The sequence below is a fragment of the Rhodococcus sp. ACPA1 genome (genome assembly GCF_002300195.1).
Taxonomy (GTDB): Bacteria; Actinomycetota; Actinomycetes; order Mycobacteriales; family Mycobacteriaceae; genus Rhodococcus_F; species Rhodococcus_F opacus.
The window spans coordinates 904,811-920,571 of the sequence record NZ_NSDX01000005.1 but is presented as its reverse complement, the minus strand read 5'-3'; the positions used below and the strand labels follow the sequence as shown (position 1 = coordinate 920,571).

Sequence of the window (15,761 nt, the reverse complement as noted above, 5' to 3'; positions counted from 1 at the left end):
ACTGTTGGTGTGAGTCCACATCTCGTCACGAATGCGGTCCCTCTAGGCTGACCGTGTGAAGAAGTACCTCCCCGCGCTCGTCCTGGACGTCGTCCTCGTGATCGTGTTCTGCGCCATCGGCCGCCGCAGCCACGACGAAGCCAACGCCCTGACGGGTCTGGCCACCACGGCGTGGCCGTTCCTGACCGGCCTCGCGGTCGGCTGGCTCGCCACCGTCGCGCTCTACCGCGACAAGTTCGACGCGTTCCTCATCGTCCCGACGGGAATCGTGGTGTGGCTGTCGACGCTCGTGGTGGGCATGCTGTTGCGCGTCGTCAGCGGCCAGGGAACGGCGTTCAGTTTCGTCCTCGTGGCGGGCACGGTGCTCGCCGTATTCCTCCTCGGCTGGCGCGCCGTCGCGAAGATCGTGACGAAGTCGCGCGCCACCACCCGATAGCGGCGAATACGCCCCGACGGCACCCGAACTTCCGCTCGAGGTGAGACAGTTTTCCCATGAGTGACACCATCGATCCGGCCCGGGACGAGAAGCGGTCCGACCGCGGCTTCTTCGGCCAGCCGTTCGCCCTCGCGAACCTGTTCGGCGTCGAGATGTGGGAGCGATTTTCCTTCTACGGGATGCAAGGCATCCTGATCTACTACCTGTACTACTCGGTCGCCGACGGTGGCCTCGGAATCGCCGAATCGTCCGCGACCAGCATCGTCGGCGCCTACGGCGGCACGGTATATCTGTCCACCATCCTCGGCGCGTGGATCGCCGACCGACTCCTCGGCTCCGAACGAACCCTGTTCTACAGCGCGATCCTCGTCATGCTCGGTCACATCGCCCTTGCCGTGTTCCCGGGCCTGTGGGGTGTGGGCATCGGCCTGGTCTGCGTCGCATTCGGTAGTGGCGGGCTCAAGGCCAACGCCACGTCCCTCGTCGGTGATCTCTACGACGAGCAGGACGAGCGCCGGGACGCCGGATTCTCCATCTTCTACATGGGTATCAACCTCGGCGCCCTCGTCGGCCCGCTGCTGACGGGCTGGGCGCAGGACTCCATCGGATTCCACGCCGGCTTCGCGCTCGCCGCGATCGGCATGGCGCTCGGACTGATCCAGTACACCCTCGGCCGCAAGCGCCTCCGGGGTATCGGTGCGGAACCGCCCAATCCCCTCCCCCGCGCTCAGCGGCCCAAGTGGATCGCGATCGGTGCCGCCGCGGTCGTGGTGATCGCGGCCCTGTCCCTGACCGGGGTGATCACCGCGGCCAACATGTCGGACATCGTGGTCGGCCTCACCATCGTCGCGGCAATCGGCTACTTCGCGATCATGTTGTCGAGCCGCCGCATCACGGCCGTCGAGCGCAGCCGCGTCTACGCGTTCATCCCGATGTTCATCGCCAGCGCGGTGTTCTGGTCGCTGTTCCAGCAGCAGTTCACCACCGTCGCGGTGTACTCCGACAAGCGACTCGACCGCAACCTGTTCGGCTGGGACTTCCCGCCGTCGTGGGTGCAGTCCATCAACCCGGTCTTCATCATCATCTTCGCCGGCGTCTTCGCGGCCGCGTGGACGAAGCTCGGACCCCGGCAGCCGTCGTCGCCGATCAAGTTCGCGGCGGGCACCGTCATCATGGGTATCGCGTTCCTGGCGTTCATCCCGATGTCGGGTGGCGGCGCGAACAGCGCACCGCTGCTGGGTCTGGCCGGAATCCTGTTGCTGTTCACGTTCGCCGAACTGCTGCTGTCCCCGGTCGGGCTGTCGCTGTCGACCAAGCTGGCGCCCGAGGCCTTCCACACCCAGATGGTGGCGTTGTTCTTCCTGTCCGTCGCACTGGGCACCGCCATGGCGGGCACACTGGCCGGCTACTACGACGAGAACAACGAGATCCCGTACTTCACCGCGGTGGGGCTGGGATCGATCGCCGTCGGCGTGCTCCTCGCCATCGGGTCACCGTGGATCAGGCGTCTGATGAAGGGCGTTCACTGACGCGTGGCGGCACGTCGGCACTGACGCGTGGCGGCACGTCGGCACTGACGCGTGGCGGCACGTCGGCACTGACGCGTGGCGGCACCTCGGCACCGAGCGTCGTCAGCGCACCCACAACCACGCGGCCAACCCGAATCCCGCGATCGCGATGACGACGCGGAGGACGGACGGTGGTATCCGCCTGACGACGGGCGGGCCGCACCAGCCACCGGCCAGGGCGCCGATCGCCATCGCGGCGGCGGCGCCCCAGTGGACGGGGCCGAAGACCGCGAACCCGATCGCCGCCACCAGGTTCGCGACGCCGAGGAGAAAGCTCTTCAGGATGGTCGCGCGCCAGATCTTCTCCGACGTGAGGATCAACGCGATCGCCAGGAAGATCACGCCGGCGCCGGCGCCGAAGTACCCGCCGTAGATGGCGACGACGAACAGCGACACCGAGTACGCGCGTGGCATGTCCCGCTCGCCCGCCAGCGCACGGAGCCGGGGTTGCAACAGCAGCGCCAGTGCGGCGAACGCCACCATGATCGGAACGATCGCCTCGAACGACCCCGCCGGAGCCACCAGCAGGATTCCCGCGCCGACCAGGCCGCCCGCAGCCGAGTACAGTGCCCAGCGCCACAGCTTGGGACCGGTGTCGGCGACCTCCCGCGTCGAGTTGGACAGGGCGCCGACGCCGACCGCCACCATCGCGACCGTGTTGGTGACGTTCGCGGTGACCGGCGGCAGACCGACCGCGAGGAGTGCGGGATACGACACGATGGACGCCAGGCCGGTGACGAAGCCGACCAGTCCCGCGAAGAACCCCGCTACGACGAGAAGACCGATATCAAGCAGGGACACAAGGAAGAAACTTACCCTTGCTCACTTACTCCCTCAGCGCGGACGGCCCCGGCGTTCCCTCAGTTCGCCGGCTTCGCCATCACCGTGTCCTCAGTTCGCCGGCTTCGCCATCTCACGGAAGAGCATGTCGGTCATCTTCACCGCGCGGTCGCCACCGTCGGCGTCGGCGACGAAGACCGCGAAGGCCAGGTCGCCGCGTGAGCCGTAGAACCAGCGGTCGTCGCCGCTCGCCCCGTTCATGCCCATGAGATCGGGGTAGCCGTTGAGGAACGACGCCCCGCCTCGCACCACGTTGTCGCGCATGATGCCCCGGAGCTGGTCGTTGACGTTCGCCGGAAGCGGCTGAGCGGCCACATCGGTGGTGCCCGGCTGCCCCTGGACGATCATCGGTGCCGGCGCGCTGCCCCGCGCGATCGACGCTGCCAGCATGGCCATCCCGAACGGCGTCACGGCGGGCAGGTCGCTGTCCTTACGGTTCATCACCTGGTTCATGCCCGACTGGTCGGCGGTGAAGACGGCGGTCTGATGGTCGAGGCCCGGGATCTTGTAGTTCATGCCGAGCCCGAGCTGATTGCCCGCCTTCTCGATGTCCTCGATCGACAGCGACGACGGGTCGACGCCCTTCTGCAGTCCGGCGGCCTTCTTCACCAGGTCGAGGTTCGATCCGGCGGGATACAGGCCCTGGAACGCGATCGGCCCCTGCTCCATCGCCTGGTTGTTCTGCGCGGCGGCCAGCACGGCGCCGGAGGACGGCTGGATCGCGACGATCGTCGCGGGGGTGCCGACACTGACCACGGCTTCCTCGGCTGCCAGCTGCAGGCGGGAGTCCATGGTCGCGACGATGTCCGGTCCGGGCGGGCCCTGGAAACCTGCCTGCGGGATGAGCGTGCCGTCGGGGTCCACGAGGTGGACGGCCCAGCCGGCCGTGGCGTCCCGGTTGGCCTGCCACACCTTGCGCAGCGGATCCAGCAGCGGTGTCGTGATGCGCCTATCCGCCGTGATGAGCTTCGGCGTCTTTATGGTGATGACGCCGGGTATCGCGAGATCCTGCTCGAGGAACTCCCAGTCCTGGTCGCGCAGCAGCACGGCGGTGACCTGCTGGCCGGGCTTCTCTGCCATCTCCGCCATCATCGTGTCGGACGTGACGAGGGGGGCCACCGGCTCGAGGACCTCCGCGAGACGCCGGGTGGTCGCGACGGGGTCGGGCATCGTGGCGGGATCGAGGGTGACCGAGTTGATGGTCTGCTCGTTCATGAGCAACCCGCCGAACGCGTCGAAGACCCGCGGCGGAGCGGCGTCCGTCCGGTCGTAGCGGACGATACGCCCGTTGCCCAGGTCGGGCGCGAGGATCGACGGATCCCAGGAGATCCGCCAGCCGACGGACAGGTTCCGCACACCACCCTGCACCTGGTAGGTCCAATCCTTGCCCTCACCGAAATGCCAAGCGGCACCGACGGTGAAGAAGCCGGAGTCCGAGCCGAGATCCATGAACTGTGTCAGGTCGAACTTGGCGTCCTCAGGTTTGAGACCGTCGAACATCTGCTGAATCGCCGTCTCCGCGGCGTTGGGATAAGAGGTCTGCGCTGCCGCGGCAGCGGCGTCGCCCTCGTTCAGCGCGTTGACGAAGTCGTCGACGACCGACTGAGCGGTCGCCTCCTCTTTCGACAGCACACACGACGCCAGAATCACCGCCAAAATGACAGCCGACGTCAGGGCGATCACGTATCTGTTGCGGCGGCCAAGCGATCGTCCATTCCCCATGTCCACCATCTTGCTTTCAGTCACATGCGTAACAAGCACCATTTGCCTACGAAGGAGTTACGGTTGAGCCACAACTTATCCCCGAACAGCAACGCGCGAACGGGTTTATCGAAGAAAACGCCCCGCAGCCTGCACAGCAGGGGCCGAACTGTCACCTGTTGCTATAAAAACGGCAAATGCTAGGTCGTCCTTGATTCCGACGAACCAGCCGTGTGCGGGACCATTTCCCGACTCGGCCGTGCCCGTTTTGCCGAGCAGTCCCGGAATGTCCTGCAGCGCAGTAGCGGTACCGCCCGTCACAGTTTCGCGCATCATCGTCCGGAGGTCGGAGGTGACGTTCGCAGGCACGGTGGGCGCCGTCTTGTCGGCGGTTCCCGGTTGGCCTTGCACGATCATAGGCGACGGCGTCGAACCGTTCGCGATGGAGGCGGCCACCATGGCCATCCCGAACGGCGTCGCGGTCACCTGCCCCTGCCCGATCCCGGACTCGACACGGGCCGCCGGACTGTCGGCGACGGGCACGTTGCCGGTCACGGTCGTCAGCCCGGGTGTGACGTAGTCGACGCCGAGCCCGAACTGCAGCGCGGCCTGCTGGAGGGCGTCGGGCGGTAAGCCGACCGCCAGCCGTCCCATGGTGGTGTTGCACGAGCGGGCGAACGCGGTGTGCAGCGGGACCGCGCCCAGGTCGAATTCGTCGTCGTTGGGGATCTGCCTGCCCTCGATGTTCTCGGTGCCGGGGCAGGGCAGAACGGTGTCCGGTGTGGCGGCGCCGGCCTGCAGGGCCGCGGACGTCGTCACCGTCTTGAACGTGGATCCCGGCGGGTAGAGGCCGGTCAGTGCGATCGGGCCGAGCGCGTCGGCCGGGGCGTTCTGCGCCACCGCCAGCACCTCCCCGGTGGAGGGTCGCAGGGCGACGATCGCGGCCTGCTGCGGCACGTCGGCGAGCGCCCGCTCGGCAGCCATCTGCATCGGGAGGTCGAGGGTCGTCGCGATGTCGGGGGCGTCGGGGCCCTGCTCGCCGGCGATGCTCTTGGCCGCGCCGTCCTGGCCGACCAACTGCACCGCCCAGCCGGCGGATGCGTCCTGCCCCTCCTGCCACAGGTCGCCGAGGCCCGCCAGGGTGGGTGAGGCCAGCGCTTTGTCGGCGCTGAGCAGCCTGGTCTGTGGTGCCAGCGCCACGCCGGCGAGTTGCCGCAGCTGCGGTTCGATCGGCGCCAGGTCCTCGGCGCGCAACGAGATGGCCGTGACCGGCTTGCCCTGGGCGCCGGCCAGATCCTGCTGAAGCGAGGCCGCGGTGATCGTCGGTGCGATGGGTGACAGCAACGCGGCCACCGCCGCGGTGTCCGCTCCCTGTTCGAGGTTGACCAGCGTCACGACCTGTTGCTCGAGGATCGGGGCCCCACCCGCGGCGAGGACCTTCGGTGGCGTCCCGGTCGTCGTGGTGTACCGGACGGTGGTGTCCTCGGTGAGACCGGGTGCCAGCACGGCCGGGTCCCAGACGATCTTCCAGTCGTCGCCTTCCTTGGTGGCATTGCCGGTGGTGCTGTACTTCCACTCCTGCCCCGGGGCGAACGGCCACGACACGTCCATCGTGAACGTGCCGCCGTTGTCGCCGGACTCCTGCACGTCGGTGCGAGTGAACGTCCCGTCCTTGTTTCCGAGCCCGTCGTACATCGCCGTGATCGCGGCGGTAGCGGCGGCCGGATCGGTGGTGAGTTCGGCGGCGGCCTGCACGTCGTCGCTGTTCAGGGCGTCTGCGAACTGCTGCGAGACGGTGTCGGGCTGGTCCGGTCCGAAGAGTCCGCAGGCGGAGAGCACCGTCGCGAGGACGGCGATTCCGGCCGCTGCCTTCCGGGTGGGGGTGGGACGGGTGGGGCTGTGACGAACGGTTGAGGTGCGCACGGACTCGATCATGCCTGACGTGGTGGCGTGCTTCGAATAATCGGTGTAATCATGTAATCAGTGCTGCATCACACCGATCGCGGCACCAGGGTCCCCAGGAGGACGCCATGAGGAACACACAAGGTCCGGGCCCCCGCCGCTTCGGCCGGCCCGGTGGATGGCAGCAGGCGGATGTCCCCGATGCGAGCGATGCGGCCGAATGGTTCGCCGGCCGTCTTCCCGACGACTGGTTCACCGGCCCCGCGACCGTCGAGGTCGACCGCGAGGAGATCGTGGTGGTCGGCGAATTGCCGCCCGTCGAATCCGCCGACTCCGGTTCCGAGGCCGCGATCGACGGACGCATCTCCCGGTTCCGCGAAACGACCCGGGGCGATCGGATGCGCATCGCCGACGAGGCCGAGAGGCGATACGGGCGCAAGGTCGCGTGGGGCGTCAGCCTCGACGGCCACAAAACGTTGTTCACCCACCTCGCCGTTCCGGTGATGACCCGGCTGCGCCAACCCGAACGCAAGGTTCTCGACACGCTCGTCGACGCCGGTGTGGCGCGGTCGCGGTCGGACGCCCTGATGTGGACGGTGCGCCTGGCCGGCCAGCACAGCGAACAGTGGCTCGCCGAACTCCGCGACGCCATGGCGAAGGTGGACGAACTCAGGGCCGACGGCCCCCAGATCTAATTCGATTGCGCGGGCATCGGCGGCGTCCTATCGTGAACGTCACCGATGCGCACCGGGCGTGTCAGACAGAGGGGAACGGTCCATTGCTCCTGACGAGGTAGTCACGCGAGTCTTCATCCGCACACACCTCGGGAGTCCCCTATGGCCCAGTCATATCTGTCCCTGTCCGACCTCACGTTCACCTGGCCCGACGGCGAGCCGGTCTTCGACGGCCTCGATGCCGTCTTCGGCCCCGGACGCACCGGGGTGGTCGGTCTCAACGGTTCCGGTAAATCCACCCTGCTCCGGCTGATCGCCGGGCGCCTGCACCCCGACCGCGGGTCGGTGACGGCGCAGGGTGAGGTGGCGTACCTGCCGCAGGACATCACGCTCGATCCCACACTGAAGGTCGACCGGATCCTGGGCATCGCCGACCTCCGGGCGGCGTTGCACCGCATCGAGTCCGGCGACGGCACACCAGACGATTTCGATGCCGCGACCGGCCGCTGGGACATCGAGGAGCGGGCGGTCTCGACCCTGCATCGGCTCGGTCTCGAACGCGTGCTCGGGAGCACGTCCGACCTCGATCGCACCGTCGGCACCCTGTCCGGCGGTGAGACCGTACTACTCGGCCTCACCGCGCAGCTGTTGAAGGAACCGGAGGTGCTGCTCCTCGACGAGCCCACCAACAACCTCGACAGCGCGTCCCGCAGCAAGCTCTACGAGGTGGTGCAACAGTTTCCGGGCACCCTGCTGGTGGTCAGCCACGACCGTGACCTGCTCGATCTCATGAATTCCGTCGCGGAGCTGCGCGGTGGCGACATCCGCATGTTCGGCGGGAACTTCAGTGCCTACCAGGAGATCGTCGAGGCGGAGCAGGAGGCCGCGCGGGCGGCGGTGCGCGATGCCCGCAGCGACGTGCAGAAGCAGAAGCGGGAACTCGTCGAGGCCCGCATCAAGATCGACCGTCGTAAGCGGTACGGGCAGAAGATGTTCGAGAACAAGCGCGAACCGAAGATCGTGATGGGGCTGCGGAAGCGCCAGGCACAGGAATCCGCGGGGAAGCTGCGGAACAACCACATCGCGAAGGTCGACGAGGCGCGGGAGTCGTTGACGGAAGCGGAAAGTGTCCTGCGGGACGACCGCGAAGTGCGCATCGACCTCCCGGCCACGGAGGTGCACTCGGGCCAGGAGGTGGTCTCCGTCCGGGACGTGAGCCTGCTCAGCGGACAGCAGGTGTCGCTGGACGTCGTCGGTCCCGAGCGGATCGCCCTCGTCGGACGCAACGGTGTCGGCAAGACGACCCTGCTCGACGCCGTCGTGGCCGCGGGACCGCGGGTTCCGTTCAAGGCACTGCCGCAGCGACTCGACGTGTTCGACGAGTCGCTGACGGTCGCCGAGAACGTGGCCGTGGCGGCTCCCCACGCGTCGCAGGAACAGATCCGCGCCCAGCTGGCCCGGTTCCTGTTCCGCGGCAACGATTCCGACGTGCTCGCATCGGCGTTGTCGGGCGGGGAACGGTTGCGGGCGGCGCTCGCGACCATCCTGCTGGCCGAACCCGCCCCGCGGCTGCTGCTGATGGACGAGCCGACCAACAATCTCGACCTGCCGAGTCTCGCGCACCTCACCCAGGCGCTCCGCAGCTACCGCGGCGCGTTGATCGTGGTCAGCCACGACCGGCAGTTCCTCCACGACATCGGCGTCACCCGGTGGCTGGAGCTGACCGACGAGGCCCTTCAGGCTTGTGCGCCTTTTCGGTAGCCCCGGCTACCAGAAAGGCGCACGGGCGGAGCCTAGAGCGTGATCGCGTCGAGGCGGGTCTTGATGAAGTCGGCCGACGTGACGGGCCCGAGCCCGGCGACGGTTCCGATCGGCGGTTCCAGAGGTGTGACCTGCGCGTCGTGGTTGAGTTCGTAGAAGTAGATGAGCGACACCAGGTCTTCTTCGGGGGCGTCGGCCTGCGGCGGCAGCACGCGGTGCCGGCCCGACGGCCAGCGCTTGCCGCTCCAGTACTCGAGGAGGTCGCCGATGTTGACGGTGACAGCGTCGGGGTCGTAGGGCGCGTCCTCCCAGCCGCCTTCGTCGGTGTACACCTGGAGTCCGCCTGCGCCGGGTTCCCGGTCCAGGACGGTGACGGTGCCGAAATCGGTGTGCGGCCCGATGCGGAACTGGCCCGGCTCAGGCTCGCCCACCGACGACATCGGCGGGTAGTGGTTGATGTTGCACGTCCACGTCGGGCGGTCCGCGAGCCCGTCGAAGGGGTTGACGGGCAGCGCGAGTGCCGCCGAGAACAGGGCGAGGAGGTCGTCCGAGAGCCGGCGCATCGCCTCGGTGTAGGTGGTGAGAAGGGCGCGCAGTTCCACCACTTCGGTGGGCCACACGTTGGGCTTGAACCACACGTCGTCGACGAGGGGATCCCCGGTGCACGTCTCGGCACCGATGGCGAACGTCTCCTTGAGGTCCGGGGGCGTCTCGGTGCCCTCGGCATAGCCGTTGGCCTCCATCCCGGGCCCGATCCAGCCGCGTTCGCCCACGATCGCCGAGTACCGCGCCTTCACCTCTTCGGGAAGTGCGAAGAACCGGCGCGCGGCGGCCCGTACGTCCGCGGCCAGTTCGCGCGTCACCCCGTGGCCGCGGACGAGGAGGAAACCGGCGCGCTGCAGTCCCTCGTCGACGTCCCGGGCGACGGCCGCTGCGGAGGGTCCGCCCGCCCGCCAGAGTGCGATGTCGACGGTGGCGATCGGGGTCATTCGGCTACTCCAATGTCTTCGTTCCAGAGTTCGGGCTGGTTCGCGATGAATTCGGTCATGAGGTCGATGCAGCGTCGATCGCGCAGGACGGTCACGACCACGCCGTTCTCGCGGAGCCATTCGTGGCCGCCGGTGAACGTGACGCTCTCCCCCACGACGATCGCGCCGATGTTGAACTGCCGGACCAGACCGCTGCAGTACCAGCACGGTGACAGGGTCGTCACCATGATCGTCGAGCGGTAGTCGCGCTGGCGCCCGGCGGCCCGGAACGCGTCCGTCTCACCGTGGACGGACGGATCGGCGTGCTGGACCCGTCGGTTGCGGCCGCTGCCCAGCAGGGTTCCGTCGCCGGCGAAGAGCGCGGCCCCGATCGGTATCCCGCCCTCGCGTTTGCCGAGTTCGGCTTCGGCGATCGCCACGGTCAGCAGTTCCTCGGGGTCGAGGGCCATCCGCGCAGAGTTCACAGAGATCGACATGCCTCTACCTTGCGTCTCGGACGCCGCGACCACAACGGACACACTGTGGTAACGAACCGGCCTTAACCTGTACAGACTGTCCGCCTCCCGAGGAGGGTTCGACGATGTCGTTGACCGTGCGCGAGTTGCTCCGGAACCAGTTCTTCAGCGCGAACCCGCAGGTTCTGGCCGGGAAGTCGCAGCTCGGCCGCACGGTGCGCTGGGTACATTCCAGTGAAATCTACGAGATCAGCCCGCTGCTGTCCGGGGACGAGTTGCTGCTGACCACCGGGCTGGGTCTGTCCGGTGTGGATCCCGGCACCCGCAGGCACTATCTCCGCGAGGTCGGGGAACGCAATGTGGCGGCCGTGGCAATCGAGTTGGGCCGGACGTTCGACGCCGTTCCGGGCGACATGATCGAGGAGGCGGCCGCCCTGGACCTGCCGCTGATCGCGCTACGGACAGTGGTCCCGTTCATCGAACTCTGCCAGAACGCCAATACGGAGATCATCTCCCGGGAGGTGTCGGCCCTGCGGACCCAGAACGAACTGTCCCGCGTCCTGGAGGCCGAACTGATGGCAGGCAACGGGGTGGCCCGGTTGCTCGAGCGCATCAGCCAGGCGAGCGGCTGCCCGCTGATCGTCACCAGCGGCAGCGGGGCGCTGGTCGCGGCGCACGGCGTGGACGACGACCGCGCGGCCTGGGCAGCAGCCGACGCCGGAACCGTCACGGCCACCATCCATTCGCGGGACGGCGTGTGGGGGACGTTGACGGCCGGGCCGGGTTCCACGATGGACTCGCCCGTGTTGCGTGCGCTACTCGAACGGTCCACGGCGTCGCTCGGGCTTGCACTCACCTACTCGGGCAGCCTCGCGGGACGTCCGCAGCGCGCCGCGGCCGCGCTGGTGTCGGACTTGCTGGACCGCAACGACGTTCGGCAGATCGACCTCACGGTGCGGTCCGCCGCGGCGGGGTTCCATCCCGCGCCGGGCAACCGGGTGGTCGCGGTCGCCATCGATTCGCCGGGCTCGCGCATCGCGACCCGGTTGCTGGATTCGGCCGCCAAACTGCTCGGGCAACCGTGCCTGCGTGCGGAGGTGCACGCGAGCACGTTCGGCCTGATCGCGGTCCCCGCACCCGTGGTCGACCCGGTGGGGACTGCCGTCGACTGCTTTCAGGAATCGTTGGCGTCCAACATCACCGACGGAGTGACGGTAGTGGTCGGCGATCCGTGCGACTTCGCTCCCGGAGACGTCGGCACCGCGCTGCACACCGCCCGCTCGGGACTGCGCCTCGCGATGTCTGCCCGGCGGTCGTGGCTGTCGGGGCGGGTAGTGACGACGACGCGGGAACTCGCCCCGGAACTCGCGCTCGATCGGCTACCTCCCGACGTCAGGGAGCGGATGGTCGCGACAACCATTGCGCCGCTGGTGGAGTGGGATCGAACCCATTCGAGCGACCTGGTCCGTACCCTGGAGGTGCACCTTCGGCACGGGTGCAGCGCCACCAGTTCTGCGTCGGCGCTGCATCTCGGCCGGCAATCGCTGTACCAGCGACTCGAGCGTATCCGGGCCCTCCTCGGATACGACCCGGGTTCGCCGTCGATGTACGGTTCGCTGCTACTTGCCCTGTGCGCCAACAGGTTGGCCGCGTGAGATCTTCGCACCGTTGATCGCGAGGTAGAGCGCTCCGGCCAGCACGAAGCCGACGAAGAACGTGATGTCGCCGAGTTCGGGTACCGCGCGCACCACGTAGCCGACGAACTTCTCCTGATTGGAGAACAACAGAACAGAGCCGACGAGGGCGATCACGAACGCGGTCAGACCACCCCAGTTGCTGTACTCGCGGTTGTACAGAAGGGTGTCGATCCGCTGTCCGCGGCGCAGATACTGGTCGGCGAACATGATGCCCAGCCACGGTCCGATCCAGTAGGCGACGATGAGCAGGAAGGCCTCGTAGCTCGCGGCGGCGTCGGCGAGCGCCCACCACGCCACGAGGAATCCGACGACTCCGAACATCATGGTGACCACCGCCCGCTGCGTCTTCAGCGGCAACCTCAGCCCGATGGTCACGAAGGCCATCGACCCGGAATACACGTTGAGGGCATTGGCGGCGACCGCCCCGAGTGCAATGGCGAGCAATGTCAGATTCGCCAGCGCCGAGGGCAGATTCGCGGTGAACGCGTCGGTCGGGTTGTCGGAGGACGGTGCGCCGATCGTCACGGAGGCGGCGCCGACGACCGACAGTGCGACACACGAGACGAACAGCCCGGCCGAGGCGAACAGCCCGGTGCGGACCCTCGACACGGTGGCCGGCAGATACCGGGTGTAGTCGGCGGCGTACGGCGTCCACCCGGCCGCGTAGCCGAACGCCGTTCCGACGGTGAGGAGGAACCCGCCCATTCCGCCGACACCACCCTCGACCGCGGGCGCGCCCGGGTTCGACTTCGCGAGCACCACCACTGCGGTGATCGCGAAGATCACGGCCAGCACAGGGAACGCGTAACGCTCGAACGCCTGGACCAGGTTGTGCCCGAAGAACGCGAACACGGTCTGGACGACGACGATCACGAGCAGTGAGGGCAGGGGCGCCAGACCGGTCAGCGTGTTGAGTGCGAACGCGCCGCTGACGCTGTTGGTGGCGAACCAGCCGACGCCGCACATGATCGACATGAACGCCGACGGAAGGGCGTTGCCCCAATACCCGAAGCCGAGGCGTCCGAGCACCATCTGCGGAACGCCGTGCAGGGGACCGCGCGCGGACAGGACGTAATGCGCGGCAGCCCCGAGACCCGTCCCGAGGACGAGCCCGAGCGTCGCCTGCCAGAACGTCATCCCGAACACCGACACGGACAGTACGCCGATGAAGATCGTGGCGAACTCGAGGTTCGGCGACATCCACGTCCAGAAGAGTTGGCGTGGAGTTCCGTGGCGGACCTCGTGCGGAATGAACTCGTTTCCGCCCGGTTCGACGGCCAGGACGCGGTCGCCGTACTCGCGTTCGGCAGCGGTCGCATCGCTGGTGGTGCCCTCGGTAATTGCCATAGAAGCACTGTGTTCGCCCAGGCCGGCGCCGACAACCGACAATGTGTCCGTCAAACGTGCGCTCGGGGCGGACAGATCGACGGGACGCAGTCGCCCCGGGTCTTGCGTTGGAGTGCACTCCAGGTCGTACCGTTCAGTCATGGCCACCCAGTTGGAGCAGTCGCCCGGAGCGTTCGCGAGCATCTCGGAGGTCTCGGCGATCACGGGCCTCACGCAGGACACCCTTCGCTGGCATGAGCGCGAGGGGATGATTCCCAGGATCGCGCGGGGTTCGGACCGTCGTCGCCGCTACAGCGAGCGGGACGTGCGGCTCATCGAACTGCTGGTGAAACTGCGGACCACGGGCATGCCGACCAGTGACATGCAGCGTTTCGCGGTGCTGCTGACCGGGGGCGCCGAGACCCACGAGCGGCGGTTGTCGCTACTGCTCGAGCACCGCGAACGCATCCTCGCCCAGCAGGCGAGGCTCGACGACGCCCTGGCCGCCCTCGACACGAAGGTGGATCACTACCGGGCTCTCATCGCAGGGACCGACGAAGACCGTGCCCGACAACGACGAGGAGAAGCATGACCGACATCGGTACGACAACCCTGGGTGACGCGCTCACCGTCTCCGACATGGGTTTCGGAGGAATGGCTCTCACACCCGTCTACGGCGGGGTGGAACCGGGGAAGGCGCTCGCGACACTGCATCACGCGGTGGATCTCGGAGTGAGTTTCCTCGACACCGCCGACGTGTACGGGGCCGGCGACAACGAGCGGTTGATCGCGCAGTTACTGAGGGACCGGCGCGAGGAAGTCACGCTGGCAACCAAGTTCGGGATTGTGGGGGATCCGAGGAAGCGGAGCGAGGGCGGCGCCTCGACCCGCGGCGACCGCGCCTACGTCCACGAGGCGGTGGACGCCAGCCTGCGCCGACTCGGCACCGACACGATCGACCTCTACTACCTGCACCGCCCCGACCCGTCGGTTCCGATCGAGGACACCGTCGGTGCGATGGCCGAACTGGTGGCGGCGGGCAAGGTGCGACACCTCGGACTGTCGGAGGTGACGGCCGGGGAGCTGGCGTCCGCGCACACGGTGCATCCCATCACGGCGATCCAGTCGGAATGGAGCATCTGGAGCCGCGACGTCGAGGCGCGAATCGTGCCTGCCGCGGCCGCACTGGGTGTCGGGTTCGTCCCTTACTCGCCGCTCGGCCGGGGGTTCCTCACCGGGACGGTCACCGACGTCGAGACCTTGGCGCCCAACGACTTCCGCCGGACTCTTCCCCGGTTCGCGGAGGGCGCGCTGCAGCGGAACCTCGGCGTGGTGGATGCAGTCAATTCGGTCGCAGGCGAACTGGGGGCTACCCCAGCACAGGTTGCGCTGGCGTGGCTCTACGCGCAGGGCCGCACGTTCGGACTGCCGGTCGTGCCCATCCCCGGAACCCGCAGTGCGGAACGGGTGACGGAGAACGCCGGTGCTCTCGGAATCGAACTCGACGCGGCGCAGCTGACGGTGCTGAATTCGGCCCGGGACCACGTCGAGGGTGCGCGTTCGGAGGATCTGCAGTGGGTGTCGGAGGGCCGCGAATTCTGAGTGATGCAGACTGGGCGGGTGCAGCACGCTACCAATCCCGTCGACGGTGTCCGGATCGCGTACAAGACCGTCGGCGAGGGAGAGCCGCTCGTTCTCCTTCACGGCACGGCGCTCTCCCACGCGATCTGGCGCGGATTCGGTTACGTCGCCGCGCTGCGTGATCGGTACCGGCTGCTCCTGGTCGATCTGCGGGGCCACGGGCGCAGCGACAAGCCGCACGACGAGGATGCGTACGCGATGGAGCTGGTCAGCGGCGACGTCCTGGCGGTCCTCGACCACCTGGATCTTCCGAGCGCACACGTGCTGGGGTATTCGCTCGGCGGCCGGGTCGCGCTGGCCTTGGCGGTCGGCGCACCCGACCGACTGGAGAGCCTGATCGTCGGCGGCGGCAGCAGCCGACCGCAGGCCGGCGCATTCGACCGCCTGTTCTTCCCGGGCTGCATCGACGTCCTCGAGCGGGACGGCATGGATGCGTTCCTGGGGCAGTGGAATGCCCGGCGCGCGTGGCCGATCGACGCCGGCACCCGGGCGGCGTTCATGGCGAACGACGCGAAGGCGCTCGCCGCGTACATGCGGCGTTCCGGTGTGGAGCCGGGCGTGGACGACGACGTCCTGCGTGGGATCGCCGTCCCCACCCTGTTGTTCGTCGGTTCGAACGACGCCGAGCGGATCGGCGACACCCAGCGGGTGGCGGCACTGATTCCCGGTGCGTCGCTGACGGTCCTGCCCGGGTTCGACCACTCGACGGCGGTGGCCGCGAGCACCGAAGTGCTCGCGGCCGTCGAGCCGTTTCTCGCCTCGGTGTGACCA

14 protein-coding genes are annotated in these 15,761 nt (G+C 68.0%); 8 read left to right on the top strand and 6 right to left on the bottom strand.

From position 1 onward, the window contains the following. Positions 1-55: 55 nt before the first annotated feature. Positions 56-436, top strand: coding sequence for a DUF3054 domain-containing protein (locus tag CJ177_RS28465; RefSeq protein WP_005243782.1), 381 nt, complete (start codon positions 56-58; stop codon positions 434-436). Between the two features lie 56 nt (positions 437-492). Then, positions 493-1,965: a peptide MFS transporter gene (locus CJ177_RS28460; RefSeq protein ID WP_005243784.1), complete on the top strand. Its 1,473-nt coding sequence runs from the start codon at positions 493-495 to the stop codon at positions 1,963-1,965. Positions 1,966-2,067: 102 nt separating this feature from the next. On the opposite strand, the gene CJ177_RS28455 is transcribed toward CJ177_RS28460, so the two are convergent. The 3 genes from CJ177_RS28455 to CJ177_RS28445 all read right to left on the bottom strand — a co-directional run bounded on the left by CJ177_RS28455 (position 2,068) and on the right by CJ177_RS28445 (position 6,480). Beyond that, on the bottom strand, positions 2,068-2,805 hold the full coding sequence (locus CJ177_RS28455; protein WP_095869156.1) for a sulfite exporter TauE/SafE family protein: 738 nt from the start codon (positions 2,803-2,805) through the stop codon (positions 2,068-2,070). Positions 2,806-2,895: 90 nt separating this feature from the next. Then, entirely contained in the window at positions 2,896-4,575 is a 1,680-nt protein-coding gene (locus CJ177_RS28450; protein ID WP_025431961.1) for an NTF2-like N-terminal transpeptidase domain-containing protein, read from the bottom strand. A 96-nt stretch (positions 4,576-4,671) separates the two neighbouring features. Then, positions 4,672-6,480, bottom strand: coding sequence for a penicillin-binding transpeptidase domain-containing protein (locus CJ177_RS28445; RefSeq protein ID WP_095869155.1), 1,809 nt, complete (start codon positions 6,478-6,480; stop codon positions 4,672-4,674). A 95-nt stretch (positions 6,481-6,575) separates the two neighbouring features. On the opposite strand from CJ177_RS28445, the gene CJ177_RS28440 reads away from it, so the two are divergent. After that, a complete protein-coding gene (locus CJ177_RS28440) occupies positions 6,576-7,142 on the top strand; it encodes a hypothetical protein (protein WP_005243791.1) in 567 nt (188 codons plus the stop codon). A 141-nt stretch (positions 7,143-7,283) separates the two neighbouring features. Further along, complete coding sequence (locus CJ177_RS28435; protein WP_005243794.1) at positions 7,284-8,882, top strand: ABC-F family ATP-binding cassette domain-containing protein; 1,599 nt, start codon at positions 7,284-7,286, stop codon at positions 8,880-8,882. A 32-nt stretch (positions 8,883-8,914) separates the two neighbouring features. On the opposite strand, the gene CJ177_RS28430 is transcribed toward CJ177_RS28435, so the two are convergent. Both CJ177_RS28430 and CJ177_RS28425 read right to left on the bottom strand, forming a co-directional pair. Continuing rightward, on the bottom strand, positions 8,915-9,871 hold the full coding sequence (locus tag CJ177_RS28430; RefSeq protein ID WP_005243796.1) for an isopenicillin N synthase family oxygenase: 957 nt from the start codon (positions 9,869-9,871) through the stop codon (positions 8,915-8,917). Then, complete coding sequence (locus CJ177_RS28425) at positions 9,868-10,347, bottom strand: nucleoside deaminase (protein ID WP_095869154.1); 480 nt, start codon at positions 10,345-10,347, stop codon at positions 9,868-9,870. Before CJ177_RS28425 ends, CJ177_RS28430 begins: the two co-directional genes overlap by 4 nt. A gap of 104 nt (positions 10,348-10,451) precedes the next feature. On the opposite strand from CJ177_RS28425, the gene CJ177_RS28420 reads away from it, so the two are divergent. Beyond that, on the top strand, positions 10,452-11,981 hold the full coding sequence (locus CJ177_RS28420) for a PucR family transcriptional regulator (RefSeq protein WP_061697609.1): 1,530 nt from the start codon (positions 10,452-10,454) through the stop codon (positions 11,979-11,981). Here CJ177_RS28420 and CJ177_RS28415 read toward each other — a convergent pair. Further along, positions 11,946-13,370 carry a cytosine permease gene (locus tag CJ177_RS28415; protein ID WP_005243801.1) on the bottom strand — a complete coding sequence of 475 codons (1,425 nt, stop codon included), beginning with the start codon at positions 13,368-13,370 and terminating at the stop codon, positions 11,946-11,948. The two genes, CJ177_RS28420 and CJ177_RS28415, sit on opposite strands and share 36 nt — an antisense overlap. A gap of 139 nt (positions 13,371-13,509) precedes the next feature. Between CJ177_RS28415 and CJ177_RS28410 the strand changes: the two genes are divergently transcribed. From CJ177_RS28410 to CJ177_RS28400, 3 genes are read left to right on the top strand one after another with little or no spacing between them, the layout of a single operon-like run. Further along, entirely contained in the window at positions 13,510-13,941 is a 432-nt protein-coding gene (locus CJ177_RS28410; RefSeq protein WP_095869153.1) for a MerR family transcriptional regulator, read from the top strand. After that, positions 13,938-14,951, top strand: a complete 1,014-nt coding sequence (locus CJ177_RS28405) for an aldo/keto reductase (protein ID WP_095869152.1) — start codon at positions 13,938-13,940, stop codon at positions 14,949-14,951. The genes CJ177_RS28410 and CJ177_RS28405 overlap by 4 nt, the downstream gene beginning before the upstream one ends. Positions 14,952-14,954: 3 nt before the next feature. After that, positions 14,955-15,758 carry an alpha/beta fold hydrolase gene (locus CJ177_RS28400; RefSeq protein WP_179443288.1) on the top strand — a complete coding sequence of 268 codons (804 nt, stop codon included), beginning with the start codon at positions 14,955-14,957 and terminating at the stop codon, positions 15,756-15,758. The last annotated feature ends 3 nt before the right edge of the window (positions 15,759-15,761 follow it).